The 23,305-nt window shown below is 70.8% G+C and carries 19 protein-coding genes, 1 tRNA gene and 1 riboswitch; of the genes, 11 read left to right on the forward strand and 9 right to left on the reverse strand.

The features are described from left to right. Window positions 1-34 precede the first annotated feature (34 nt). Together LV79_RS01585 and LV79_RS01590 are read right to left on the reverse strand one after the other, a co-directional pair. Window positions 35-631, reverse strand: coding sequence for a TetR/AcrR family transcriptional regulator (locus LV79_RS01585; protein WP_253835665.1), 597 nt, complete (start codon window positions 629-631; stop codon window positions 35-37). 95 nt (window positions 632-726) lie between these two features. Beyond that, window positions 727-1,674: an acyl-CoA desaturase gene (locus tag LV79_RS01590; protein ID WP_253831400.1), complete on the reverse strand. Its 948-nt coding sequence runs from the start codon at window positions 1,672-1,674 to the stop codon at window positions 727-729. A gap of 331 nt (window positions 1,675-2,005) precedes the next feature. On the opposite strand from LV79_RS01590, the gene LV79_RS01595 reads away from it, so the two are divergent. From LV79_RS01595 to LV79_RS01630, 7 genes are all read left to right on the forward strand, one after another. Further along, a tRNA-Gln gene (locus LV79_RS01595) sits at window positions 2,006-2,076 on the forward strand. 81 nt (window positions 2,077-2,157) lie between these two features. Further along, window positions 2,158-3,915 carry a GGDEF domain-containing protein gene (locus LV79_RS01600; protein ID WP_253831401.1) on the forward strand — a complete coding sequence of 586 codons (1,758 nt, stop codon included), beginning with the start codon at window positions 2,158-2,160 and terminating at the stop codon, window positions 3,913-3,915. 86 nt (window positions 3,916-4,001) lie between these two features. Continuing rightward, the gene (gene glmU / locus LV79_RS01605) at window positions 4,002-5,486 is read left to right on the forward strand and encodes a bifunctional UDP-N-acetylglucosamine diphosphorylase/glucosamine-1-phosphate N-acetyltransferase GlmU (protein WP_253831402.1); all 1,485 of its coding nucleotides are present in this window, start codon (window positions 4,002-4,004) and stop codon (window positions 5,484-5,486) included. Next, window positions 5,483-6,463 (forward strand): ribose-phosphate diphosphokinase, encoded by a 981-nt coding sequence (locus LV79_RS01610; protein WP_253831403.1) that lies wholly within the window; start codon window positions 5,483-5,485, stop codon window positions 6,461-6,463. The genes glmU and LV79_RS01610 overlap by 4 nt, the downstream gene beginning before the upstream one ends. 229 nt (window positions 6,464-6,692) lie before the next feature. Continuing rightward, window positions 6,693-7,316 (forward strand): 50S ribosomal protein L25/general stress protein Ctc, encoded by a 624-nt coding sequence (locus tag LV79_RS01615; protein WP_253831404.1) that lies wholly within the window; start codon window positions 6,693-6,695, stop codon window positions 7,314-7,316. Between the two features lie 82 nt (window positions 7,317-7,398). Continuing rightward, on the forward strand, window positions 7,399-7,977 hold the full coding sequence (gene pth / locus LV79_RS01620) for an aminoacyl-tRNA hydrolase (protein WP_253831405.1): 579 nt from the start codon (window positions 7,399-7,401) through the stop codon (window positions 7,975-7,977). Window positions 7,978-7,989: 12 nt separating this feature from the next. Next, entirely contained in the window at window positions 7,990-8,523 is a 534-nt protein-coding gene (locus tag LV79_RS01630; RefSeq protein ID WP_285470573.1) for a DivIVA domain-containing protein, read from the forward strand. Between the two features lie 880 nt (window positions 8,524-9,403). Here LV79_RS01630 and LV79_RS01635 read toward each other — a convergent pair. Together LV79_RS01635 and LV79_RS01640 are read right to left on the reverse strand one after the other, a co-directional pair. Continuing rightward, window positions 9,404-11,068, reverse strand: a complete 1,665-nt coding sequence (locus LV79_RS01635; protein WP_253831406.1) for a fatty acyl-AMP ligase — start codon at window positions 11,066-11,068, stop codon at window positions 9,404-9,406. 21 nt (window positions 11,069-11,089) lie between these two features. Next, window positions 11,090-12,871, reverse strand: a complete 1,782-nt coding sequence (locus LV79_RS01640) for an ABC-F family ATP-binding cassette domain-containing protein (RefSeq protein ID WP_253831407.1) — start codon at window positions 12,869-12,871, stop codon at window positions 11,090-11,092. Between the two features lie 243 nt (window positions 12,872-13,114). Here LV79_RS01640 and LV79_RS01645 point away from each other — a divergent pair, with 243 nt between their 5' ends. The 3 genes from LV79_RS01645 to LV79_RS01655 all read left to right on the forward strand — a co-directional run bounded on the left by LV79_RS01645 (window position 13,115) and on the right by LV79_RS01655 (window position 15,676). Then, window positions 13,115-13,639 (forward strand): hypothetical protein, encoded by a 525-nt coding sequence (locus tag LV79_RS01645; protein WP_253831408.1) that lies wholly within the window; start codon window positions 13,115-13,117, stop codon window positions 13,637-13,639. A gap of 506 nt (window positions 13,640-14,145) precedes the next feature. Beyond that, window positions 14,146-15,105, forward strand: a complete 960-nt coding sequence (locus LV79_RS01650; RefSeq protein ID WP_253831409.1) for a 4-(cytidine 5'-diphospho)-2-C-methyl-D-erythritol kinase — start codon at window positions 14,146-14,148, stop codon at window positions 15,103-15,105. Between the two features lie 31 nt (window positions 15,106-15,136). Continuing rightward, window positions 15,137-15,676 carry a dihydrofolate reductase family protein gene (locus tag LV79_RS01655; protein ID WP_253831410.1) on the forward strand — a complete coding sequence of 180 codons (540 nt, stop codon included), beginning with the start codon at window positions 15,137-15,139 and terminating at the stop codon, window positions 15,674-15,676. A 67-nt stretch (window positions 15,677-15,743) separates the two neighbouring features. Here LV79_RS01655 and LV79_RS01660 read toward each other — a convergent pair whose 3' ends face one another. From LV79_RS01660 to metG, 5 genes are all read right to left on the reverse strand, one after another. Beyond that, a complete protein-coding gene (locus LV79_RS01660) occupies window positions 15,744-16,751 on the reverse strand; it encodes a methionine ABC transporter ATP-binding protein (RefSeq protein WP_253831411.1) in 1,008 nt (335 codons plus the stop codon). 195 nt (window positions 16,752-16,946) lie between these two features. Continuing rightward, window positions 16,947-17,036, reverse strand: a riboswitch (SAM riboswitch). Window positions 17,037-17,144: 108 nt separating this feature from the next. Next, window positions 17,145-18,002, reverse strand: a complete 858-nt coding sequence (gene rsmA, locus LV79_RS01665) for a 16S rRNA (adenine(1518)-N(6)/adenine(1519)-N(6))-dimethyltransferase RsmA (protein WP_253831412.1) — start codon at window positions 18,000-18,002, stop codon at window positions 17,145-17,147. A 120-nt stretch (window positions 18,003-18,122) separates the two neighbouring features. After that, the gene (locus tag LV79_RS01670) at window positions 18,123-19,697 is read right to left on the reverse strand and encodes a resuscitation-promoting factor (RefSeq protein ID WP_253831413.1); all 1,575 of its coding nucleotides are present in this window, start codon (window positions 19,695-19,697) and stop codon (window positions 18,123-18,125) included. 307 nt (window positions 19,698-20,004) lie between these two features. Beyond that, window positions 20,005-20,865 carry a TatD family hydrolase gene (locus LV79_RS01675; protein WP_253831414.1) on the reverse strand — a complete coding sequence of 287 codons (861 nt, stop codon included), beginning with the start codon at window positions 20,863-20,865 and terminating at the stop codon, window positions 20,005-20,007. Beyond that, entirely contained in the window at window positions 20,862-22,649 is a 1,788-nt protein-coding gene (gene metG / locus LV79_RS01680; RefSeq protein WP_253831415.1) for a methionine--tRNA ligase, read from the reverse strand. The genes LV79_RS01675 and metG overlap by 4 nt, the downstream gene beginning before the upstream one ends. Window positions 22,650-22,729: 80 nt before the next feature. Here metG and LV79_RS01685 point away from each other — a divergent pair, with 80 nt between their 5' ends. Next, a complete protein-coding gene (locus LV79_RS01685; RefSeq protein WP_253831416.1) occupies window positions 22,730-23,302 on the forward strand; it encodes a PadR family transcriptional regulator in 573 nt (190 codons plus the stop codon). The last annotated feature ends 3 nt before the right edge of the window (window positions 23,303-23,305 follow it).

Consider the following 23,305-nt stretch of genomic DNA (forward strand, 5'->3'; position numbering starts at 1 on the left):
GGCGGGCCCCGTGGTGGTACCACGGGGCCCGCCGTCACCGTCCTTGCAGGACTGGTTTTCCGTCCAGGTTGGACAGTCCGTTCCAGGCGAGGTTGACCAGGTGTGCGGCGACGTCGAGTTTCTTGGGTTTGCGGGCCTCCAGCCACCACTGGCCGGTGAGGGCGACCATGCCGACCAGGGCCTGGCTGTAGAGCGCGGCGAGCTTGGGCTCGTAGCCGCGGCGGGCGAACTGGACGCCGAGGATGTGCTCGACCTGGCTGGCGATGTCGTTGAGCAGGCTGGAGAAGGTGCCGGTCGTGGTGGCGACCGGGGAGTCGCGGACCAGGATGCGGAAGCCGTCGGTGCTGCTCTCGACGTAGTCCAACAGCGACAGTGCGGCGCGCTCCAGCAGCACCCTGGGGTGCTCCTCCTCGGACAGCGCGTTGGTCATGCCCTCGAGCAGGGTCTCCATCTCGCGGTCGACGACGACCGCGTAGATGCCCTCCTTGCCGCCGAAGTGCTCGTACACCACCGGCTTGCTGACCGAGGCGCGGTGGGCGATCTCCTCCACCGAGGTGCCGTCGAACCCCTTCTCCGCGAACAGGGACCTGGCGACGTCGAGCAGCTGCTGCCTGCGCTCCTTGCCGGTCATCCGGACGCGGGGGGTCTCGATCTTTCTCGGCACCGGCACAGCCTAGGGGGTCGGGGCGGGCGGTGCGGGTCGGTCGACCGGCACCGCCCCGCGCGCTAGCGGACGCTGAGCTTGGCCAACCTGGCCTCGGTGGGCCAGCGCACGTCGCTGACCCAGCCGAGCTTCTCGAAGATCCAGATCAGCCGGGCCGAGGTGTCGATCTGACCGCGCTGCACGCCGTGGCGGGCGCAGGTCGGGTCGGCGTGGTGCAGGTTGTGCCACGACTCGCCGAAGCTGAGGATGGCCAGCGGCCAGAAGTTGGCTGCCTTGTCGCGGCTGGCGAACGGGCGCTCGCCGATCATGTGGCAGATCGAGTTGGTCGACCAGGTCACGTGGTGCAGCACCGCGACCCGGACCAGGCTGGCCCAGAAGAACGCGGTCACCGCGCCCCACCACGACCAGGTGAGCAGGCCGCCGAGCAGCGCGGGCAGCAGGAAGGTGGCGACGGTCAGCAGCGGGAACAGCTTGCTGACCCGGACGATGTCCTTGTCCGCCAACAGGTCCGGCGCGAAGCGCTCCTTGTTGGTCACGTCGTTGTCGAAGATCCAGCCCATGTGCGCGTGCCAGAAGCCGCGGGCGAGCGCCATCGGCGAGGTGCCGAACAGCCACGGCGAGTGCGGGTCGCCCTCGCGGTCGGAGAACGCGTGGTGGCGGCGGTGGTCGGCGACCCAGGTGGTCGGCGGGCTCTGCACGGCCATGCTGCCCATCACCGCGAGCACGATCTTGAGCGGCCGCTTGGCCTTGAACGAGCCGTGGGTGAACAGCCGGTGGTAGCCGACGGTCACGCCGAGGCCGGAGAAGTAGAAGAAGAACACCGCGAGCGCGATGTCGACCCAGCCAAGTCCCCAGCCCCAGGCGAGCGGCACCGCGGCGATCAGCGCGGCGAACGGCACGAGGATGAAGATGTACACGGCGATCCGCGAGGTCAGCGTGCGCTTGCCCTCGAACATCGGTTTCCGCCCCGTGGGCGGCTGATCCGTGGTGGCGTCGAGCGTGCTCGTCATGGTGTCCCTCTCTCCGAACCCGGGGCCTGCGGACTAAGGCCCGGCTTACCTACGGCGCCGTAACCTACGACAGCGTAAGGAACGATCCGGCCCGCGCGCCAGTGCCCGGGTCGTGCGCCACCCGACCCGGCCCCCGGGGTCGCTCAGCGTCGCTGACCTGGTGAACGACGGTCCGCACACATACCGCCCCGTTCGGTGACACCGCTGCGGATCTTGTGAGTCCGCTAACACCCGAACGGACGCGAGCGGGGGCCAATCGCCCGGGTAGGGCTGCCCCGGTGGGTACCCTCGTGCCACGATGTTCCCCACTGTGAGCGAACACCGCTCGCGATCCGCCGTGGTGTAAAGGCAGCACCTTGGATTTTGGTTCCAATGGTTCAGGTTCGAATCCTGGCGGCGGAGCAAGTCACACCTGAGTCACTCTCCCAGAACAGCCCTGACTCAGCACCGAGCAGACGCGTACGAGGGGGTGCCGCGCCGCACGTGGACGACGAGCAGCGGGACCCAGGCGAACTGCCCGCGTTGGAGGAGCGCTCCGACGCCTGGCTGGTCGGGCGCGCACGGGAGCTGCTCGCGGTCATCCAGGTCAGCCCGATCGCCGAGCGGATCCGGCACACCGACGAGGTCGACCGGCTGCTCGCCGAGGCCCAGCACCGCGGTGAGCCGAGGATGGTCGCCCAGCTGCTGCGCTCCGCGGTCGCGGTCCGGGTGGTCAACAACGAGCTCGCCGACTCGGCGGAGCCCCTGCTCGACGAGATGCTCGCGCACACCCGCAGGCACGGCCTGGTGGTGCTGCAGGCCGACGCGCACGCGTTGCGCGGCCGCCGGTTGCTGCTGGCCGGTGCCGAGGACGCGGCGCTGACCGAGGCCGCCGTGGCGCTGGCCATGCTGGACGAGGACATCACCCCGGACGTGCTGCTCGGCGGCCGCAACTGGGACATGATCATGGCGGCCACGCTGATGGACATCGGCACCGTGCTCACCCAGCTCGGCGTCTACGAGGTCGCCGACCAGGTGATGGCCAGGGCCAACAAGTGCATCCGGGCCAGCGCCGGGCCGCACCTGATCTCCGTGCACCTGATCAACCGGGCCCGGCTGCTGGTCGGCTGGGGACTGCGGCTCGAGCGCATCGGCGAGGACGAGCGGGCCGCCGAGCGGTTCGCCACCGCGGCGGCGATCGCGGTCGCGGTCGAGGCCCCGTTCCGCGAGTCGCTGTTCCCGCGCGACCCGAACCTCTCGGCCGCCGACCAGAACCCGATCATCGGCGCGGCACTGGCGCTGGCGCAGCCCTCCGGCGCGCACATCAACCGGCTGCAGCGGCTCTCGGCGTCGCTGCGGTACCCGCGCGAGTTGGTCATCGTCGCCGTGTCGCTCGCCAGGTGCCTGGAGCACGAGGGCCGCGAGGACGAGGCGGTCGAGGTGCTCGGCGAGGCGCGGTCGCGGATGTACCACGAGGCGGCCGAACCGACGCTGCGGTTGTGCTTGATCCGCGAGTACGCACGGCTTTCCGGCCCCGAGGGCGGCCAGCGCACCACCGGCGCGCTCGAGCACTACGCGACCGAGTTGGAGGCCCAACTCTGGGACATGCGCGAGTCCCGGATCGCGACGCTCAACACCCGCCGTGAGCACGAACGGCTTTCCCGCATGCACGGCGCCATCGCCCGGCAGGCCTTGCAGGACCCGTTGACCGGACTGCCGAACCGGCGCGCGCTCGACGAACGGCTGGAGACGCTCGCGGGGTCACCGGCCAACCACCCGCTCGCCGTGGCACTGGTCGACCTGGACGGTTTCAAGGGCGTCAACGACCGGATGTCGCACGCGGAGGGCGACGACGTGTTGCGCGTCGTGGCCAGCACGCTGCGCGATGCCTTGCGCGGCAGCGACATGGTGGCCCGCTACGGCGGCGACGAATTCATCGTATTGCTGCCCGGCGCGCCGCTCACCGCGGCCGAGGCGGCGCTGCGCAGGGCCCTGACCGCGGTCGCCGGTCTCCCGCACGACCTCTCGCACGGGGTTACGCTGTCCATCGGCGTGGTGTCCTTGCGTCCACAGGAGACCGCCGTCCGCGCGCTGGCCAGGGCCGACGCCGCGATGTACCAGGCCAAGCGGGGCGGCGGCAACGACATCGTCGCCATCCACGCGGGCGAGGGCGACGGCGGCACCGAGGACGCGAAACCGGACACCGACCGCGCGGACGGCGAGCGGCTGGACCCGGCGTGGGTGCTCCCGGAGACCACGTAGGATTCGGCACCGGTCGCCAGTCGTGCGCGCGATACCCCGCCGACGGCGGTCCCTTCCGCCTTGTCTCGCCAATGCTAGGGAGCGCGATGTCTACAACCTCCCCCGATCGTGCACGCCTGGGTCAGGTCACCTCCGTCATCCTGGCCGCCGGGGAGGGCACCCGGATGCGGTCGGCCACCCCGAAGGTGCTGCACCCGGTCGCGGGCAGGCCGCTGGTCGAGCACGCCGTGCGGGCGGCCGCCGGCCTGGACCCCGACCACCTGGTCGTGGTGCTCGGGCACGGCAGGACCGCCGTGGGCGCGCACCTGGGCGGGGTCGCCGACGCGCTCGGCCGGGAGGTGACCACCGCCGTGCAGGAGACCCAGGACGGCACCGGTCACGCGGTCGCCTGCGGGCTGGCCCCGCTCGGCGCGGTCACCGGCACCGTGCTGGTGACTTACGGTGACGTCCCGCTGCTGGACACCCCCACGCTGACCGCGCTGCTCGCCGAGCACGCCGAGCAGGGCAACGCGGTGACCGTGCTGACCGCGCGGGTGCCGGACCCCACCGGGTACGGCCGGATCGTGCGCGCCGAGGACGGCACCGTCGAGCGGATCGTCGAGCACAAGGACGCCACCGAGGCCCAGCACGCCATCGACGAGGTCAACTCCGGGGTCTACGCCTTCGACGCCGCGGTGCTGGTGGACGGGCTGGCGCGGCTCAAGACCGACAACTCCCAGGGCGAGCTGTACCTGACCGACGTGCTCGGCACCGCCCGCGCCGACGGCCGCCGGGTGGGCGCGCTGGTGTGCGCCGACCCGTGGCTGGTCGAGGGGGTCAACGACCGGGTGCAGCTGGCGAAGCTGGGCACCGAGCTCAACCGGCGCACGGTGGAGGCCTGGATGCGGGCCGGCGTGACCGTCGTCGACCCGGCCACCACCTGGATCGAGCTCGGCGTGACCCTCGGCCGCGACGCGCGGATCGAGCCGAACACGCAGCTGCGCGGCGCCACCACCGTCGGTGAGGGCGCCCTGGTCGGACCGGACACCACGCTGACCGACGTGGTCGTCGGCGACGGCGCGGAGGTCGTCCGCACGCACGGCTCCTCCGCCCTCATCGGCGACGGCGCGAGCGTCGGACCGTTCGCCTACCTGCGGCCCGGCACGAAGCTCGGCGCCCGGGGCAAGATCGGCACCTTCGTGGAGACCAAGAACGCCGACATCGGGGTGGGGTCGAAGGTCCCGCACCTGAGCTATGTGGGTGACGCCACGATCGGTGACCACAGCAACATCGGTGCGGCTAGCGTGTTCGTCAACTACGACGGGGTGAACAAGCACCACACAGTTGTCGGCTCCCACGTGCGCATGGGGTCGGACAACATGTACGTAGCGCCGGTCACCATCGGTGACGGCGCCTACAGCGGCGCCGGGACGGTCTTGCGCCGCGACGTGCCGCCGGGCGCGCTCGCGGTCTCGGGGACCCCCCAGCGCAACATCGAGAACTGGGTGGTGCGCCGCCGCCCGGGCACGGCAGCCGCGGACGCGGCGCAACGGGCACTCCCCGCCGACAGAACCAGCGAGGTCAACGGATGAGCTTCAAGGCCGGTACCCCCAAGAAGAACCTGATGCTGTTCTCCGGCCGGGCGCACCCGGAGCTGGCGGAGGAGGTCGCCAAGCACCTCAACGTCAGCATCACCCCGCAGTCGGCCTACGACTTCGCCAACGGCGAGATCTTCGTCCGGTTCGAGGAGTCGGTGCGCGGCTGCGATGCGTTCGTCATGCAGAGCGCCTGCGCCCCGATCAACCAGTGGGTCATGGAGCAGCTGCTCATGGTCGACGCGCTCAAGCGGGCCAGCGCCAAGCGGATCACCGTGATCATGCCGTTCTACCCGTACGCGCGGCAGGACAAGAAGCACAAGGGCCGCGAGCCGATCTCCGCGCGGCTCATCGCCGACCTGTTCAAGGTCGCGGGCGCCGACCGGATCATGACCGTGGACCTGCACACCGCGCAGATCCAGGGCTTCTTCGACGGCCCGGTCGACCACCTGTTCGCGCAGAACACGCTGGCCCGCTACATCAAGGACAACTACGCCACCGACAACATCGTGGTGGTCTCCCCGGACGCGGGCCGCACCAAGCTGGCCGAGAAGTGGGCCGACGACCTCGGCGGCGTGCCGATCGCCTTCATCCACAAGACCCGCGACCCGCTGCGGCCCAACGAGGTCGTCGCCAACCGGGTGGTCGGCGAGGTCGAGGGCAAGCTGTGCGTGGTCATCGACGACATGGTCGACACCGGCGGCACGATCGCCAAGGCGGTCCGCCAGCTGCTCGACGAGGGCGCAGCCGACGTGGTCATGGCCGCGACGCACGGCGTGCTCTCCGGCCCGGCCCGCGACCGGCTGCAGGGCAGCGGCGCGCGGGAGGTCATCTTCACCAACACGCTGCCCATCCCCGACGACAAGCGCTACCCCGGCATGACCGTGCTCTCGATCGCCCCGCTGCTGGCCCGCGCCATCCAGCAGGTGTTCGAGGACGGGTCGGTGACGTCGCTGTTCGACGGCGACGCCTGAGCGCACCGCGCGGCGGGGCGACCCCCGGGTTCGCCCCGCTGGTGACGCGTGCGTAAACTATTCGAGTTGCCTCGGCGAGGCGGGCATCGCGCCTGGCGTGATCGACGTGGCGGTTCGGTTCTTCGAACCGTGGCGTCTCACTGCCTCCCGTGCCCCTTGCCGCAGGCCACCCGCCCCGACTGTGAAGTCGCGCCCCCGCCGCACTGCTGATCGCAAGGAGAGCACCACCGTGTCCGAGGTACGTCTGGCCGCCGAACAGCGCACCGAGTTCGGTAAGGGCGCCGCGCGCCGCACCCGCCGTGCGGGCAAGATCCCCGCCGTGCTCTACGGACACGGTTCCGACCCCAAGCACCTGGCCCTGCCCGGCCTGGAGTTCGCCCGCGTCGTGCGCGAGCACGGCCAGAACGCGGTGCTGACCCTCAACATCGGCTCGGACACCGAGCTGGCGCTGACCAAGACGGTCACCACGCACCCGCTGAAGAACTACATCGAGCACGTCGACCTGCTGCTGGTCCAGCGCGGCGAGAAGGTCACCGTCGAGATCCCGATCGTGGTCACCGGCGACGCCGTGCCCGGCACCCTGGTCACCCAGGACCTCACCAGCCTGCTGATCGAGGTCGAGGCGCTGCACATCCCCGAGCAGGTCGAGCTCAGCATCCAGGGCGTCGAGGCGAGCACCCAGATCACCGCCGCCCAGGTCGAGCTGCCCAAGGGCGCCGTGCTGGTGACCGACCCGGAGGCCCTGGTCCTCGCGGTCAACCCGGCGCCGACCGCCGCGCAGCTCGAGGCCGAGCTGGACACCGAGGGCGCGGGCGTCGTCGAGGAGCCGAAGTCGAGCTCCACCGAGAGCTGATCCCCTACGCTTCCCCGGTGCCCCGGTCCCCCCGCTCAGGGTCCGGGGCACCGTGCTGTCGGCAGGTGCGCGAGGAGGGGACATGGCGGACGAGGCGCCGATGGTCGTGGTCGGCCTCGGCAACCCGGGGCCCAGGTACGAGGGCAACCGGCACAACATCGGCTTCCTGGTCGTCGACGAGCTCGCCGCCCGGGTCGGCGGCCGGTTCAAGGCGCACAAGGCGGGCGCCGAGGTGGTCGAGGGCAGGCTCGGCGACCAGCGGGTCGTGCTGGTCAAGCCGCGCTCCTTCATGAACCTCTCCGGCGGCCCGGTGGCGGGCGCGGCCAAGTTCTTCAAGGCGGGCCCCGACCGGATCACCGTGGTGCACGACGAGCTCGACCTGCCGTTCGGCACCGTCCGGCTCAAACTGGGCGGCGGCGACAACGGCCACAACGGACTGCGCTCGATCACCAAGTCGCTGGGCACCAAGGACTACTATCGGGTGCGCTTCGGCATCGGGCGCCCACCTGGCCGGATGGACCCAGCGGACTTCGTGCTGCGGGACTTCTCGACCACCGAGCGCAAGGAACTCGCGTTCGAGGTGGACACCTGCGCCGACGCGGTGGCCGCGCTGGTCGAGCAGGGCATCGAGGCGGCGCAGAACACCTTCCACGCGACCTGACGGAGGCCCCGGTTGTCCCTCACCCCCGACGCCGTGCGCGCGGTGACCTTCGACAAGGCCCCCTTCGGCAAGCGCGGCTACCACGAGGACCAGGTCGACGCGTTCCTGGACAAGGTCGAGGCCGCCCTGGAGGGCCGCGGCAAGCTGACCGTCACCGAGGTCCGCGAGGCCGAGTTCGACGCCGCCCCCCTGGTCAAGCGCGGCTACAACGAGGACCAGGTGGACGAGTTCCTGGACTCGGTCGCCGTCGAGTTGGAGGCCCGCGCGGCGGAGGACGCCCTCAAGGTCATCCCGGCCAACTCCGAGGCCCCGTACCTCCCCCTCCCACCCGCACCCCCCGGCACCCGCGGCTACCACCCCACCGACGTCGAGCGCCTGGCCCACCTCCTCGACCGAGCCGCCAACGAACACGGCGCAGGCCCCACCGCCGACCAGGTCGAAAACCTCCGCCTAGGCCTCTCCGCCTACCCCGGCCAGGGCTACCACCCCGACGCCGTGGACGCCATCAAATCCGCCTGGCTAACCGAACTCCGCCGCCGCCGCTAACCCCGCGCCGTTCAGCTCGGTCGGACCAGACGTGGAGAACTCGGGCTTTCCACAACGGCCGCCGCTCTCCCCCGCAGCCCGCCCTCACTACGCACCCACAGCCGGGCCGCCGCTCGCCCCTCTCCATCCTCACAGCCAAGCCAGCGCTCGCCCCGCGCCCGCAGACTGGCCGCCGCTCGCCCAGCTCTGTCTTACAGCGGGGCCACCGCTCCGTCCCCAACACCGGGGCCGCCACTAGTCCCCGCCACGCACCCCTCGGCCGGGCCGCCACCAGTGCCCCAGCGCACCCGCAGCCGGGCCGCCACCAGTCCCAGCTACGCACCCGCAGCCGGGGCCACCGCGCCCTCGCTCCGTCCTACAGCCGGGTGGTCACTCGCCCGCTGCGAATTGTGGCTTGGCCGCCGCCAACTCCGCTCCACACCCGCACCGCCGCGCTGCCTCACCAATCGCACCGCCAGCGATCAACCCATCACTGACCGATCCCTCGCCGTCCCAGCAACCCCAGCGACGCCGCCCCCACCATGTCCGACGCCGTCCCGGCCACGGCCACCCAGGCCCCCATCACACCTTCGGGCGAACCCCCTTGACGACCCCCGCCGCCCCACCACAACCTGGGCCCGGCCCCCACCCTCTCCGGGGGGCGTCCCTGGGCCAGTCTACCGGGACCCACCGACAGGCGATCTTGAAACGGGCCCCGGAGAGATCCACATGTGGATAACTTCTGTCACCCAGCAGAGGGAATTTGACGGCAGCAGCAACCACAGATCCCCAGGTCAGAGCCCCAAGCGCCGACGGCCAACACCCGTCCGACCCCAAGTCGCCCGAATCGGCGGGCGACCGGGGTGGACAAGGCGCTCAAGCGTCCACAGTGGACAGCGGATCAGCTCTCGGCCGACTTGATGGTCGCCGCCACCTGTTCGCCTGCCGCGGCGCGGCGGAGTTTGCCGGAGGGGGTCTTCGGGAGGGAGCCCGGCTTGAGGACCACGACGGCGACGGGGCGGGCGTTGACGGCCTCGAACACCCGGGCCGCGACGTCCTTTCGCAGCACCTTCACCGCCGTGTCGTCTTCGGCGAGGCGGGATTCGACGACCACGGCGAAGCGTTCGCGGCGGGAGCCCGCGTCGATGCGGACGGCGACCGCGTTCCCGGCCCGCACACCCTCCACAGTGGAGGCGGCGCGCTCGATGTCGGTCGGGTAGATGTTGCGGCCGCCGAGGATGATCACGTCCTTGCGGCGGCCGCAGATGACGATCTGGCCGTCGACGAGGTAGCCGATGTCGCCGGTGGCGAGCCAGCCGTCGGCGTCCTGGGTCGCGAGTGGACCGTCGACGGTCAGGTAGCCCGGGGTCACCGCCTCGCCGCGCAGGCGGATCTCGCCGACCTGGCGCTCGCCGAGCACCTCGCCGGTGGGCGACACGATCTCGGCCTCGATGCCGCGCAACGGCTTGCCCAGCACCGCGAACGCGCGCCCGGAGTCCACATCGGCCGGTACGGCGAGGTTGTCGGACTCCAGCTTCTCGGCGTCGACGTGGTCGAGCGTCAGCCCGGTGAACAGCGGCGCGAACGACACCGCCAGCGTGGCCTCGGCCATGCCGTACGCGGGGAAGACGCACTCCGCGCGGAGGCCGAACCGGGCGCCCTCCGAGGTGAACGAGAGCACCGCCTTCTCGTCGATCGGCTCGGCGCCGTTGAGCGCCAACCGCAGCGACGACAGGTCGTACTTGTCCTCGTCGTCCACTCCGGACAGCCTGCGGCCGAGCAGCGCGTAGGCGAAGTTGGGCGCGGCGGTGATGGTGCCGCCGTAGCGGGAGACCAGGTCGGCCCAGATCAGCGGGCCGCCGAGGAACTCGACCGGGGTGACCTTGACCAGCTCGATGCCCGCCGTCATCGGGACGGTCAGGAAGCCGACCATGCCCATGTCGTGGAACAGCGGCAGCCACGACACCATGACGTCGACCTCGGTGTCGATCTCGGCGGTGTCGACCATCGCGGTCAGGTTGGAGAACAGGTTGCCGTGGGTGATCCGCACGGCCTTGGGGTCGGCGGTGGAGCCGCTGGTGAGCTGCAGCAGCGCGGGCGCGTCCTCGCCGACCGGGACGACGTCGGCGAGCGGGTCGCCGGAGTCGAGGTCGGCCAGCCGCAGGTAGCCGATGCCGTGCTCGTCGAGCAGCGGGGCCAACTGGTCGAACGGCGCGCCGAGCAGCACCAGCTTGGAGTCGATCATGGTGAGCACGCGGACCGTGTCGTGCGCCCACTCGGCCAGGTCGGTGCGCGCGGTCGGCTGGTGCAGCATGGTGACGCTGCCGCCCGCCAGCCACACCGCCTGCACCGCGGGGGCGATGGCGACCGGCTCGGCGGCCAGCACCGCCACCGCGCCGTGCCTGCCGAGACCACCCGCGACCAGCGCGCCCGCCATCCGCAGCGCGCGCTCGTGCACCTGCCCCCAGGTGTGGCGGACGGCCTCCTTGGGCTCCCCGGTGGTGATGCCCTTGCGCTCGCCCCTGGTGCGCGCGGTGTCCAGCAGCATGTCGACGAACCGGCTCATACCGCCCAGCCTAGATCAAGGTTACTCCGCGGTATCGGCCAGTTCGAGCCACCGCTGCTCCAGCTCGTCCTTCGACGCCACCACCGACCGCAGCTCGGCGTCGAGTTCGAGCAGCTTGGCCGCGTCGGTGGCCGCCTCGGCGAGCGCGGCGTGCAGCTGGGACTCCTTCTTGTCCAGGTTCGCCACCTGGCGCTCCAGCCTGGCCAGCTCCTTCTGCGCCGCGCGCCGGTCGGCCGCGCTGGCCTTCACCGCGGTGACCTCGGCGGACGGCGCCAGGGCCTTGGCGGGGACCGCGGTGGCCAGCGCCGCGGTCCGCCGGGTGAGGTACTCCTCGATGCCGCCGATCAGCTGGGTGATCTTGCCGTCGCCGAACAGCGCCACGACCCGGTCGCAGACCCGTTCCACCAGGTAGCGGTCGTGGGAGACGACCACGATGGTGCCCGGCCACGAGTCGAGCAGGTCCTCCAGCTGCTGCAGGGTGTCGATGTCGAGGTCGTTGGTCGGTTCGTCGAGCAGCAGCACGTTCGGCTCGGCCATCAGCAGCCTGGCCAGCTGGAGCCTGCGCCGCTCGCCGCCGGACAGGTCGCCGACCGGGGTCCACTGCTTGTTCGCCGGGAACCCGAACCGCTCCGCCAGCTGCGACGCCGACAGGTCCTGCTTGCCGAGGGTGACCCGACGCGCGATCTCCTCGACCGCCTCTAGGACCCGCATCTGGGGCGGCAGCTCACGCAGCTCCTGCGTCAGGTGCGCCAACCGGACCGTCTGGCCCTGGATCCGCTTACCGGCAAGAGGCTCCGTGTCACCTGCCAGCAGCCGGAGCAAGGTGGTCTTACCCGAGCCGTTGACACCAACGAGGCCGACACGGTCACCGGGGCCGACACGCCAGGTCTCGCGGTCGAGGATCGGCTTGTCCCCCGCGCTGACCGACACGTCCTCCAACTCGACCACGGTCCGCCCGAGCCGCCGCTTGGCGAACGCGAGCAGCTCGACGTTGTCGCGCGGCGGCGGCACGTCGGCGATGAGGGCCTCGGCGGCGTCGATGCGGTAGCGCGGCTTCGACGTGCGGGCGGGGGCACCGCGGCGCAGCCACGCGAGCTCCTTGCGCGCGAGGTTGCGGCGCTTCTCCTCCAGCGTGTCGGCCACCCTGGCGCGCTCGGCCCTGGCGTAGATCCAGTCCGCGTACCCGCCGTCGTACTGCTCGACCTGGCCGCCGACGACCTCCCAGGTGCGGGTGCAGACGGTGTCGAGGAACCACCGGTCGTGCGTGACGACCACCAGCGCGGTGCCCCGAGCGATGAGGTGGTCGGCCAGCCAGCGCACACCCTCGACGTCGAGGTGGTTGGTCGGCTCGTCGAGCACCACCAGGTCCAGCTCGCGCACCAGGGTGGCGGCCAGCGCGACTCGGCGGCGCTCACCACCGGACATGGTGTCGACCGGGCTGTCCAGGCCGAGGGTGGTGATCTCCAGGCCGGTGAGGATGGACCGCGCTCTCGGGTCGGCGGCCCACTGGTGGTCCTCGGTGATCCCCAGTGGATCGAGCACGGCGTTGCGCACAGTGGACCCGGGCGCCAACTCCGTGCGCTGCGTCACCACCGCCATGCGCAGGTCGCGCAGCCGCGACACCCTGCCCTCGTCCGCGGGCTCTAGGCCTGTCAGCACCTCGAGCAAGGTGGTCTTACCGCCGCCGTTGAGCCCAACGACGCCGATGCGGTCACCGCGTCCTACACCGAGGGAAACCCCGTCCAGCAGCGGCCGCACACCGAAGCTCTTGCTGACGTTCTCCAGGTTGACCAGGTTGGTCATCTAGCCCCGCACTCCCCGCCATTCGCCGGACACACCGGGGGCAAGCGTATCCACCGTGGCCGGTGGTCGAGCGGGTGCGGGCCGTCACTTTCCCAGTTTTACCGAATATCGAGCGCATTCGGTTGACGACCGGCGGTGAGCGGTTCTGTTCCAGGGCAACCGTTCGGACACGCTCCGTGTGATTCTTTTGACCTGGTAACAAAATTCGACTAGTTACGACATAGAAGTTCGTCTGGAGGTCAAATGTCGTACGTGCGCCGGTTGGCGCGGTTCCCGGTCGCCGCTGTGACCGCGGGCCTGCTGCTCGCCGCCTGTTCGAGCGGGTCCGAGTCGTCGGAGGACACCACCGCCGCCCGGCTCGGTCGCCAGATCGAGATCCGCTCCAGCGGCAGCCCCACCCTGGCCACCCTCTGGCTGGACAGCGTCGTCGCCGTCGACTGCACGGAGCCGGGCAGCCTGCCGCCCAACAACGGCCACTACCTCGCCGCCACCATCGTGCTCAAGACCACGGAGCAGTACCAGCCCGACTCCGGCTGGTGGATGAGCGCGGGCGACTTCGCCACCGAGGACGCCGACGGCAAGACCACCGGCAAGGGCATCGTGACCTCCTGCCTCCCCGAGCACCGCTACCTCCCGGACGACTTCTACCTCTCCGACTCGGGCTACTACGGCGTCGTCCTCATCGACTCCGCCAGCGTCCACGGCACGCTGACCTACAAGCCCCACAACCTCCCCAACAACGCCACCGGCTGGCACTGGGACTACTAGCCCTCGCGCTCCCCGACCCCGCCGACGCCTCTAGCCGCTACCCGCTCAGGCCCGCCGAGGCTCCCAGCGTCAGCTGACCTGCCGCAGCCGCCACGCCTCGACCGCCGTTCAGGCCTCTTGGCCGCCACCACCATCCCAGCGTCGCGGCACCCTCTTGCCCCCGCGCCGTGGCCCCTCTACGCCCCACGGCCCCCACCCCACCCTCCTAACCCGCCACCCAACCGCGCCCTCTAACCCCCACCAGCCGCCCTTACCCCCACCCAGCCCCTTCACGCGCCCGCGCGGGAACCCCCTGCCCGGCCCCCACCCTCACCGGGGGGCGTCCCCAGTGCCAGTCTACCGGGACCCCGGGCGGCGACCCAGAGGTCAGCCGAGCCTGTGGACAACTCCGGGCGTTGTGGACAACGCGACCTGGGCGCGAGCCGGATCGAGCGGGGAAGTTCACCCGGCAGTGGAGTTGACCAGGGGATTCCTGGTGGCAGGCCGGGTCCCCGTAGGCTGGCCGGGTGCTCGCTGTCGTGCCTGCCCCGGTGACCGTCCGGGTGCCGTCGAAGGTCAACCTGCACCTCGCCGTGGGGGACCTGCGGCCGGACGGGTACCACGACCTCGCCACCGTGTTCCAGGCGTTGTCGTTGACCGACGAGGTGACCGTCGCCGTCGCCGACGAGCCGGGGGTCGAGGTGCACGGCGAGGGGGCGGACTCGGTGCCGACCGGCGCGAGCAACCTGGCCTGGCGGGCGGTGCAGGAGCTGGCCCGGCACGTCGGGCGGGACGCGGACGAGCCGAAGGTGCGCATCGTCATCCGCAAGGGCATCCCGGTGTCCGGTGGCATGGCCGGGGGCAGTGCGGACGCGGCGGCGACGCTGGTCGGTCTGGCGGCGCTCTGGCGGCTGGACATCGGTCGCGACGAGCTGGCCAAGGTCGCGGCGCGGCTGGGCAGTGACGTCCCGTTCGTGCTGCACGGCGGCACCGCGCTGGGCACCGGCCGGGGCGAGCAGCTGGTGCCCGTGCTGACCCGCCACACCTACCACTGGGTCCTGGCGTTCGACCGCCGCGGCCTGTCCACCCCCAAGGTCTACGGCGAGCTCGACCGCCTGCGCGCCGAGGGCGACCCGCCCCGCATCGGCGACGTCGAGCCGGTCCTGGAGGCCCTCGCCTCGGGTGACCCGCGCCAGCTGGCCCTGCTGCTGGGCAACGACCTGCAGGCCGCCTCGGTCTCGCTGCGCCCCGGCCTGCGCCGCACCCTCCGCGCGGGTGTCACGGCGGGTGCGCTGGCCGGGACCGTCTCCGGCTCCGGCCCCACGTGCGCGTTCCTCTGCGAGGACGCCGACGCCGCGCTGCGGGTGGCCGCCGAACTCTCCGGCGCGGGTGTCTGCCGCACGGTCCGCGTGGCGCACGGTCCCGTTCCCGGCGCCCGCGTCACCGCGACCGAGGAGCGACCCGTCCCCCCGGAAGCGCACGCCTGATTCACCCGCCCGGAATGGGTACGATCGCGAAATGCGACCTCTTCGGTATTCCATCAACGTCTCGCTCGACGGGTGTTGCGATCACCAGGCGATGGCGGCGGACGAGGAATTGCACCGGCACGCGGTGGAGAACCTGGCCCGGGCGGACGCGCTCCTGTTCGGCCGGGTGACCTACGAGATGATGGAATCGGCGTTCCGGGCGCCCGGCGGCAGGCCTGAGTGGACGGAGCCGTTCGCCAGGACGATCAGCGCGGCCCGGAAGTACGTCGTGTCGACCACGCTGGACCAGGTCGACTGGAACGCGGAACTGGTGCGCGGGGACCTGGGTGCGGCGGTCCGGCGGCTCAAGGAGGAACCGGGCGACGGGTTGTTCGTCGGGGGCGTGACGCTCCCGATGGAGTTGGCGGAGTTGGGGTTGATCGACGAGTACGAGTTCGTCGTGCACCCCAGGATCGTCGGTCACGGGCGGACGTTGTTCGCGGGGTTGTCGCAGTACGTCGATTTGCGGCTAGTGAGTCGCTTCGAATTCAGTTCCGGTGCCGTCGCGATGAGTTACGAGCCGCGCACGTAATCAGGCGGCCCCACACAAGAAATCGCCCGGTCTCGTAGTAGGAGACCGGGCGATTCCAGCGAAGGGATCAGGCAGCGACCGTCCGCGCCAGGCCGACCTGGGGGCGCACGACGCCGCCGCGCTCGGCGATCCAGGTCAGCGACTGGTCGGCCCAACCGCCGTTCACGCCGAGCAGGAAGCGGGCAACCGGGGTCTCGCCGACGCGGGTCAGGCCGCCGCCGATGACCGAGATGGTGCTGCCGAAGCGGGCGGTGGCCTCCGGCAGCAGCGCGCCGACGGCGGCGAAGCCGATCAGGACGACCTCCGCGACCCGGTCGTACCCGGCGGTCGCACCCTTGGGGACGTCGATCGAGGGCAGCAGGGTCCGCGCGACCTGGCTGGCCGAGTCCTGCACCAGCGACAGCAGGTTCCCGCTCTCGGTGACCTTGCCATCCTCGAGCAGCACCACGTCGTCGGCGATCCGGCGGACGACCCCGGCGTCGCTGGTCACGACCAGGACCGTCGCGCCCAGTTCGGCGCGCGCCCGGTCGAGCACGGTCAGCACACCGGCGGCGCCGTCGGAGTCGAGCGAGCGGGTCGGGTCGTCGGCGAGCAGCAGCCCCGGGTCACCCACGAGTGCGCGGGCGACCTCGACGCGGGCGCGCTGGCCGTCGGTCAGCGTGTCGGGGTAGCGGGCGGCCTTGTCGGTGAGGCCGATGAGGTCGAGCAGCTTGCCGACCTTCTCGCGGCGCTGCGGGCCGTCGACGCCCGCCTGCTCGAGCGGGAGCGCGATGTTGCCCGCGGCGGTGCGCTGCGGCAGCAGGTCCCCCTGGGTGACGACGCCGATGCGGCGGCGGGCTGCCCTGAGTCTGCGCGGGTCGAGGGCCGCGGTGTTGAAGCCGTCGACCCGGATGACGCCGCTGTCGGGGCGCTCCTGCAGGGCGACGAGGCGGGCGAGGGTGGACTTGCCTGAACCGGAGGGCCCCACCACCCCGGTGATGGTGCCGGTGGGCACGTCCAGGGTGACGTCATCGATGGCGACGACGGGGCCGGTGTTGCCCCAGAAGGACTTGCTGAGGTTCTCGACGGTGATCACGGTGCTTAACTCCAAGCGGGCGCGACGGCAGACCAGAAGTCCACAGAGGACAGTCTGGTTCCGGGAGGGGTGGTGCGAGAGACGTGGTGCTACGCGAAGATCAGCGGGCTACGCACATCGGTCGACATGCCGTCACGGTTCGCCTGCACTGGTCGATGACCCGGCGTGTGGTGAGGATCTGCATCCGTTCTCACTCCTCCATCGCTCCTGGCGGTAGCACCTGCCCACGATGGGTGGTTGCTGCGGCGTCTACGAGCCAGGTCTCTCGGCCGCTCGGGATGGAATGCACCAAGAGTAGACCCGACCGGGACCGCCAAAAGCAAGCGTGTGAGGTCAAGTTGAGGTCCCGGGTTCGATACATCACACCGGGGGAGTAACGGCGGCGTGTTCGCGCTACTGCACCGGGGTGAACGCCTGGGCTATCCGGACGTAGTCGCCTACCGACAACTGCTCACCCCTGCGCGACGGGTCGACGCCCGCTGAGGTCAGCACCGCCTCGGCCCGCGCGGGCGATCCGGCCCAATCGGACAGTGCCGCGCGCAGCGTCTTGCGCCGTTGGGCGAACGCGGCGTCGACGACGGCGAACACCGCGGCGCGGTCGACGCCCTCAGGACTTGGCCGCCGGGTGAGAAAAACCAACGCCGAGTCCACATTGGGTACTGGCCAGAAGACCGCGCGCGAGACCGTCGCGACCCGACGCGACTCGGCGTACCACGCGATCTTGACGCTGGGCACGCCGTAGACCTTGCTGCCGGGCCCGGCCGCCATCCGGTCGGCCACCTCCGCCTGCACCATCACCAGCACGGTGCGCAGGCTCGGCAGCTCGGCGAGCAGGTGCAGCACGACCGGCACCGCGACGTTGTAGGGCAGGTTCGCCACGAGCGCGGTCGGTTCGGCGCCCAACTCCGCGCGGGTCACCCGCATCGCGTCGCCGAGCACAACGCTGAGGCGATCGGCCAACCCGGGCGCGCGCTCGGCGACCGTCCCGGGTAGACGGGCGGCCAGCACTGGATCGATCTCGACGGCCACCACCGCCGCGCACTCGGGCAGCAGCGCCAGGGTGAGCGAGCCGAGGCCGGGGCCGACCTCCAGCACCACGTCGTCGGCGCGCAGGTCCGCGGTGCTCGCGATGCGCCGGACGGTGTTGGGGTCGTGCACGAAGTTCTGGCCGAGCTTCTTGGTCGGCCGCACCCCGAGTTCGGCGGCGAGCCTGCGCACGTCCACCGGGCTGAGCAACGCCGAACCGGTCATTGCCGAGATGCTACTCGGGACCTGCGGCAATGCGCGCACCGGCCCGTTTCGCACCTATTCCGGAAATGGAAAAGGCCCCCTCCGGTAAAGGAGAGGGCCTTTCGCCGATGATTTAGCCGATCAGGTGGGGAGGCCGAGCTTGCGGGCGCAGCCGGGCCAGGCGGAGTAACCGCCGCGGGCGTCGCGGACCTTGGTCGCGATCGCGATCTGCTGCTCGCGGGTGGCCTGGTGCGGGTAGGCGGCGTACTGGCCGCCGCCGTTGGCGTCCCAGGTGCTCTTGTTGAACTGCAGGCCGCCGTAGTAGCCGTTGCCGGTGTTGATGGCCCAGTTCCCGGTGGCCTCGCACTGCGCGAGCCGGTCCCACGCCGAGCCGTCGGTGATGACCGGCTGCGGGGGCTTCTTGGTGCCGACCTTGACGACCTTGGGCTTGGCCTCGGTGAGCGTCTTCGCGCCGATCTCCTCGCGCTTGACGACCTTGCCGTCCTTCTCGGTGATCCGGTAGGTCACCATGCGCTCGCCGGGGGTACCGGGCTCGACCACGGTCTCCTTGCCCTTGTCCAGCTCCGGGTCGTCGACCTTCTCCACCGGCGGCGCGATGGGCTCGGCCTGGTTGATCACGGTCACCCCGGTCCGGCTGATCCGGATCTCGGCGCCACCGGCCAGCTTGAGGTCGGCGCCGGGCAGGATCGCGTCCTGCGGGCCGAGCGCGAGACCGCGCTCGCTGAGCAGCTCCGCGACGGTCACCGCGGTGGTGCGGACCGGGACACCGGCGTTGCCGCCGTCGTAGAGGGTGATCTCCTTGGCGGTCTTGATCTCGACCGCGATGCCCTCGAGCGGGACCTGGGCGTCGTTGCCGACGGAGACCCACGACCCGGCCACGGGGGCGCCCGCCTGGCGCAGGGCCTCGCCGACGGAGGTCGCGCGGACCCAGACGTCGCGCTGCTCGCCGTCGACCTTGAGGTGCAGCTGGCGGCCGCGCTGGAGCACGATCTTGCCGTCGTCGCCGATCTCGGCGCTCGGCGACGGGCTCAGCGAGTCGTGCGCGCCGACCGCGATGCCCTCTTCGGCCAGGACCTCGCCGACGGTGTCGGAGTAGGTGTTGACCTGCTTGGTCTGGCCGTCGACCTCGACGGTGACCGTGTTGTTCATCGCGATGGCCGCGCCGCCGCCACCGATCAGGGTGACCAGGACGGCCGCGATGGTGGCCTTGAGGAAGGTGCCCTTCCACCGCTTGACCGCGGCCATGAGGCCGGGGGCCGGGGCGTCGGCCTCGCCGACCTTGAGCGGCTGGGCGGCGACGGAGAGGTCATCGGGGATGACCGGCAGGACGGTGGTCTCGGCGTTGATGAGCCGGATGAGTTCGTCGACGTCGACACCGGCGGTGGCCATGATCTCGTCGGCCTGCGGGCCGAGGGCGTGGCGGACGTCGTGGTCGGTGATGCTCAGCGAGGACGAGTAGCCGTCGTCGAACTCGCGGCTGGTGTCGAGGAAGCCGACGGAGGCGAAGCCGGAGAATTCGGGCGCAGACTGACCATCGGGGAAGCTGGGGAGACTCGGGAACTCCGACTGCCACGCGGTGAAGTCGTCATCGAGCGTGGTCTTGTCCGCGAGCGTGACCGGGGTGAACCAGTCGGTGTCGGCGGAGAAGCTGTCGTGCCCAGGGCGGTCGGAACCGCCGGTCTGTTTACCGCTCACAGGGTCGTTTCCTCCAGAGGGCACCAGACCCGGCCGCGCCCCGCAGTGGATGTCGGTCCGGTCTGTCCACCGACGTCCACTCCCTCGCGTGCTCGGCCGCTCTCGCGCCTCGTGTGTGTCCGACGACCCGCAACCAGCCAACCCCGACGGTCAGCGCTGCTGCTCAGTCTGGCTCCGGGCCGACTCGGGGCTGGTGCCCCTAGTCGTACGGTCACGGGACAGTAACGGGGGCCGGGGGGTTGCGCAAACACATCCAGCGATCTCGTGAGTCCTGTCACACCCCCGGCCGCGTTCCGCCATCCCCCGATCATCGCAATCCTTCACCGTTCGGAAGGTCGGATGTCACGGTGCGCAACCGGAACACGCGGTCAGCGGTCCCGGACACCGCGCTCGCCAACTCGGCGACGTCGTCCCCGCGCAGTGCCGCGAGGTCTCGGAGTGTGTAAGCGGCGCAGTACGGCTCGTTGGGCCTACCGCGGAAGGGATGGGGGGTGAGGAACGGGGCGTCGGTCTCGACCAAGAGCTGATCCGCGGGCGTGAACGCCGCCGCTTCGCGCAAGGGGGCCGCGTTGCGGAAGGTCACCGGGCCCGCGAAGGAAAGGACGAACCCGTGCTCCACGCACGCCTTCGCGAACTCCAGATCACCGGAGAAGCAGTGGAAGACGACCGTCTCCGGGGCGCCCTCCTCGGTGAGGACCTTGAGGATGTCCGCGTGCGCGTCGCGGTCGTGGATCATCAGCGGCTTGCCGACGCGCTTGGCGAGGTCGATGTGCCAGCGGAACGCCTCGTGCTGGGCCGCGGGCGGGCTGTAGTCCCAGTAGTAGTCCAAACCGGTCTCGCCCACGGCGACCACGCGCGGCTGTTGAGCCAACCGCTCGATCTCCGCCTTATCCGCGTCAGTGAACTCTGCCGTGCGCGTGGGGTGGATAGCGACAGCGGCGAAGACACGGCTATCCCACGTGGACGCCTCTGCGGCCCACCTCGCCGAGGCGAGGTCATCTGCGACGGTGATGACCCTGTCCACACCGGCCGACTCGGCGCGGTCGAGCATTGTGGACACGTCGTCGGCATCCTTGGCGCCGCAGGCATCCAGGTGGGTGTGGGCGTCGACCACCGGTGCCGGGAGTGGCTCCGGCACCGGTGGTCGCTCACCCTTGCGCGGTGTCACGCGATCGGTGCCCACTCGGGACCGGTCTCGCCGAGCTTCGGGTCGAGCTTGGCGAACAGCGGCTCCGGCTTGGTCAACGGCTTGCCGACCTCGATGTCCACCGACTCCCACGCGGCCTGCTCGCCCGCGTAGTCACCGGTGAGCACGGGGTAAGAGATGGACGGGTCGTCCAGGTCGTCGACCTCGCGCAGTTCCGGTTGTGCTGCCCACACGCCCTTACCGCCGAGCAGCTCGTGCACCTTCTGCGCCGAGTGCGGGAGGAACGGGGTAAGAAGCGTGTTCGCGTCAGAGACCACCTGCAACGCGGTGTGCAAGATGGTGTCGCGGCGCTCGGGGTCGTCCTTGCGCTTCCACGGCTCTTCGTCGGACAGGTACTTGTTCGCTGCCGCGACGACCCGCATGGCCTCAGAGGACGCTGCCTTGAACCGGGACCGGCGCAGGTTGTCGCCCACGGTCGCGAACGCGGCCTTGGCGAGCGCCTTGAGCTCGGCGTCCGCGGCGGTGGGCGCGACCGGGGCGGGGATGGCGCCGACGTTCTTGTGCGCCATCGACACCGACCGGTTGACCAGGTTGCCCCACTCGTTGGCCAGCTCGAAGTTGGTCCGGCGGATGAACTCGTCCCAGGTGAAGTCGGTGTCCTGGTTCTCCGGGCCCGCGGCGGAGATGAAGTAGCGCAGCGAGTCGGGGCCGAACTCCTTGAGGAAGTCGCCGACGTAGATGACCGTGCCGCGCGAGGTGGAGAACTTCGACCCGCTCATGGTCAGGAACTCGCTGGAGACGACCTCGGTCGGCAGGTTCAGCGTGTCGAACGCGCCCGGGGTGCCGCCCTTGTCGCCCGCGCCGTTCTGCCCGAGCAGCAGCGACGGCCAGATCAGCGAGTGGAAGACGATGTTGTCCTTGCCCATGAAGTAGTAGGCCTGGGCCGGGTCGGTCCAGAACTCCTTCCAGGCGTCGGCGTCGCCGGTGCGGCGGGCCCACTCGACGCTGGCCGACAGGTAGCCGATGACCGCGTCGAACCAGACGTAGAACCGCTTCATCGGCGCGTCCCGCCAGCCGTCGAGCGGGACCGGGATGCCCCAGTCCAGGTCGCGGGTGATCGGCCGGGGGCGCAGGTCGTCGAGCAGGTTCTGGCTGAACTTGAGCACGTTCGGGCGCCACTCGGTGCGGGTGGACAGCCACGAGCCGAGCGACTCGGTGAACGCGGGCAGGTCGAGGAAAAGGTGCTCGGTCTCGATGAACTTCGGCACCTCGCCGTTGATCCGGGACCGGGGGTTCTTCAGGTCGACCGGGTCGAGCTGGTTGCCGCAGTTGTCGCACTGGTCGCCGCGCGCGCCGTCGAAACCGCAGATCGGGCAGGTGCCCTCGATGTAGCGGTCAGGCAGCGTGCGACCGGTCGAGGGGCTGATGGCGCCCATCTGGACCTTGGACTGCACGTAGCCGTTGCGCCATAGAGCGAGGAACAGGTCCTGCACGACCTTGTAGTGGTTGCCGGTCGTGGTGCGGGTGAACAGGTCGTAGGACAGGCCGAGGCCCTGGAGGTCCTCGGCGATGACCCGGTTGTACTTGTCGACGAGCTGGCGGGTGGTCAGCCCCTCCTTCTCGGCCTGGACGAGGATCGGCGTGCCGTGCTCGTCGGTGCCGCTGACCATGAGCACGCGGTGGCCGGACATGCGCATGTAGCGGGAGAACACGTCCGAAGGGACACCGAATCCGGACACGTGACCGATATGGCGGGGGCCGTTGGCGTAGGGCCAGGCCACCGCGGTCAACACGGGGGCGCTCATGGGCCAGTAGCGTACGGAGGCGCTCGGCGCCAGGGCCGTCGGGTTGCGCGTGACCACTTCGGGGTGCTCGGGAGGCGGGTATGTCGGCCACTCGGATGCTGGTGCTCGGCCTGGCCTTCTGGGCCGGGAAGGCGCACGGGTACCAGATCAGGGCCGAGCTGCAGAGCTGGCGGGCCGACAGCTGGGCGCGGATCAAGCCGGGGTCCCTCTACCACGCGCTGCGCAAGGCGGTCGCCGACGGACTGCTGGTGGACGCGCCGGAGCAGGGGGACGGCGGGCCGGACCGCACGGTCTACAGCATCACCCCGGCGGGCCGCGAGGAGCTGACCAGGCTGGTCCGGTCGGGGCTGTCGACGCCGGGTGACCCGTGGATGCTCAACGCGGCGATCGCGATGCTGCCGACGCTGGAGCGCGCGGACGCGATCACGCAGGTGAACTCCCGGATCGAGGCGCTGGTGGTGCAGCGCCGCGAGATGGAGGAGTGGTGCTTCGGCGGTCCGCCGATCAAGCCGGAGCACGTCACCGAGCAGGCGCAGCTGTGGTTGGCGCAGCTCGTCGCCGATCTCGAGTGGGCCCGCAAGCTCGTGGTGAAGCTGGCGGCGGGTGCCTACGACATGCGGGTCGGGGACGCGCCGCCGAGTATTCAAAGTTGACTA

Source organism: Actinokineospora globicatena (genome assembly GCF_024171945.1).
GTDB lineage: Bacteria > Actinomycetota > Actinomycetes > Mycobacteriales > Pseudonocardiaceae > Actinokineospora > Actinokineospora globicatena.

Coding starts and splice junctions, on each gene's coding strand:
- LV79_RS01640 (WP_253831407.1), bottom strand. CDS start 12,871: ATGACCAACCTGGTCAACCTGGAGAACGTCAGCAAGAGCTTCGGTGTG.
- LV79_RS01645 (WP_253831408.1), top strand. CDS start 13,115: ATGTCGTACGTGCGCCGGTTGGCGCGGTTCCCGGTCGCCGCTGTGACC.
- metG (WP_253831415.1), bottom strand. CDS start 22,649: ATGAGCGCCCCCGTGTTGACCGCGGTGGCCTGGCCCTACGCCAACGGC.
- LV79_RS01655 (WP_253831410.1), top strand. CDS start 15,137: ATGCGACCTCTTCGGTATTCCATCAACGTCTCGCTCGACGGGTGTTGC.
- rsmA (WP_253831412.1), bottom strand. CDS start 18,002: ATGACCGGTTCGGCGTTGCTCAGCCCGGTGGACGTGCGCAGGCTCGCC.
- LV79_RS01635 (WP_253831406.1), bottom strand. CDS start 11,068: ATGAGCCGGTTCGTCGACATGCTGCTGGACACCGCGCGCACCAGGGGC.
- pth (WP_253831405.1), top strand. CDS start 7,399: ATGGCGGACGAGGCGCCGATGGTCGTGGTCGGCCTCGGCAACCCGGGG.
- LV79_RS01585 (WP_253835665.1), bottom strand. CDS start 631: ATGACCGGCAAGGAGCGCAGGCAGCAGCTGCTCGACGTCGCCAGGTCC.
- LV79_RS01610 (WP_253831403.1), top strand. CDS start 5,483: ATGAGCTTCAAGGCCGGTACCCCCAAGAAGAACCTGATGCTGTTCTCC.
- glmU (WP_253831402.1), top strand. CDS start 4,002: ATGTCTACAACCTCCCCCGATCGTGCACGCCTGGGTCAGGTCACCTCC.
- LV79_RS01685 (WP_253831416.1), top strand. CDS start 22,730: ATGTCGGCCACTCGGATGCTGGTGCTCGGCCTGGCCTTCTGGGCCGGG.
- LV79_RS01590 (WP_253831400.1), bottom strand. CDS start 1,674: ATGACGAGCACGCTCGACGCCACCACGGATCAGCCGCCCACGGGGCGG.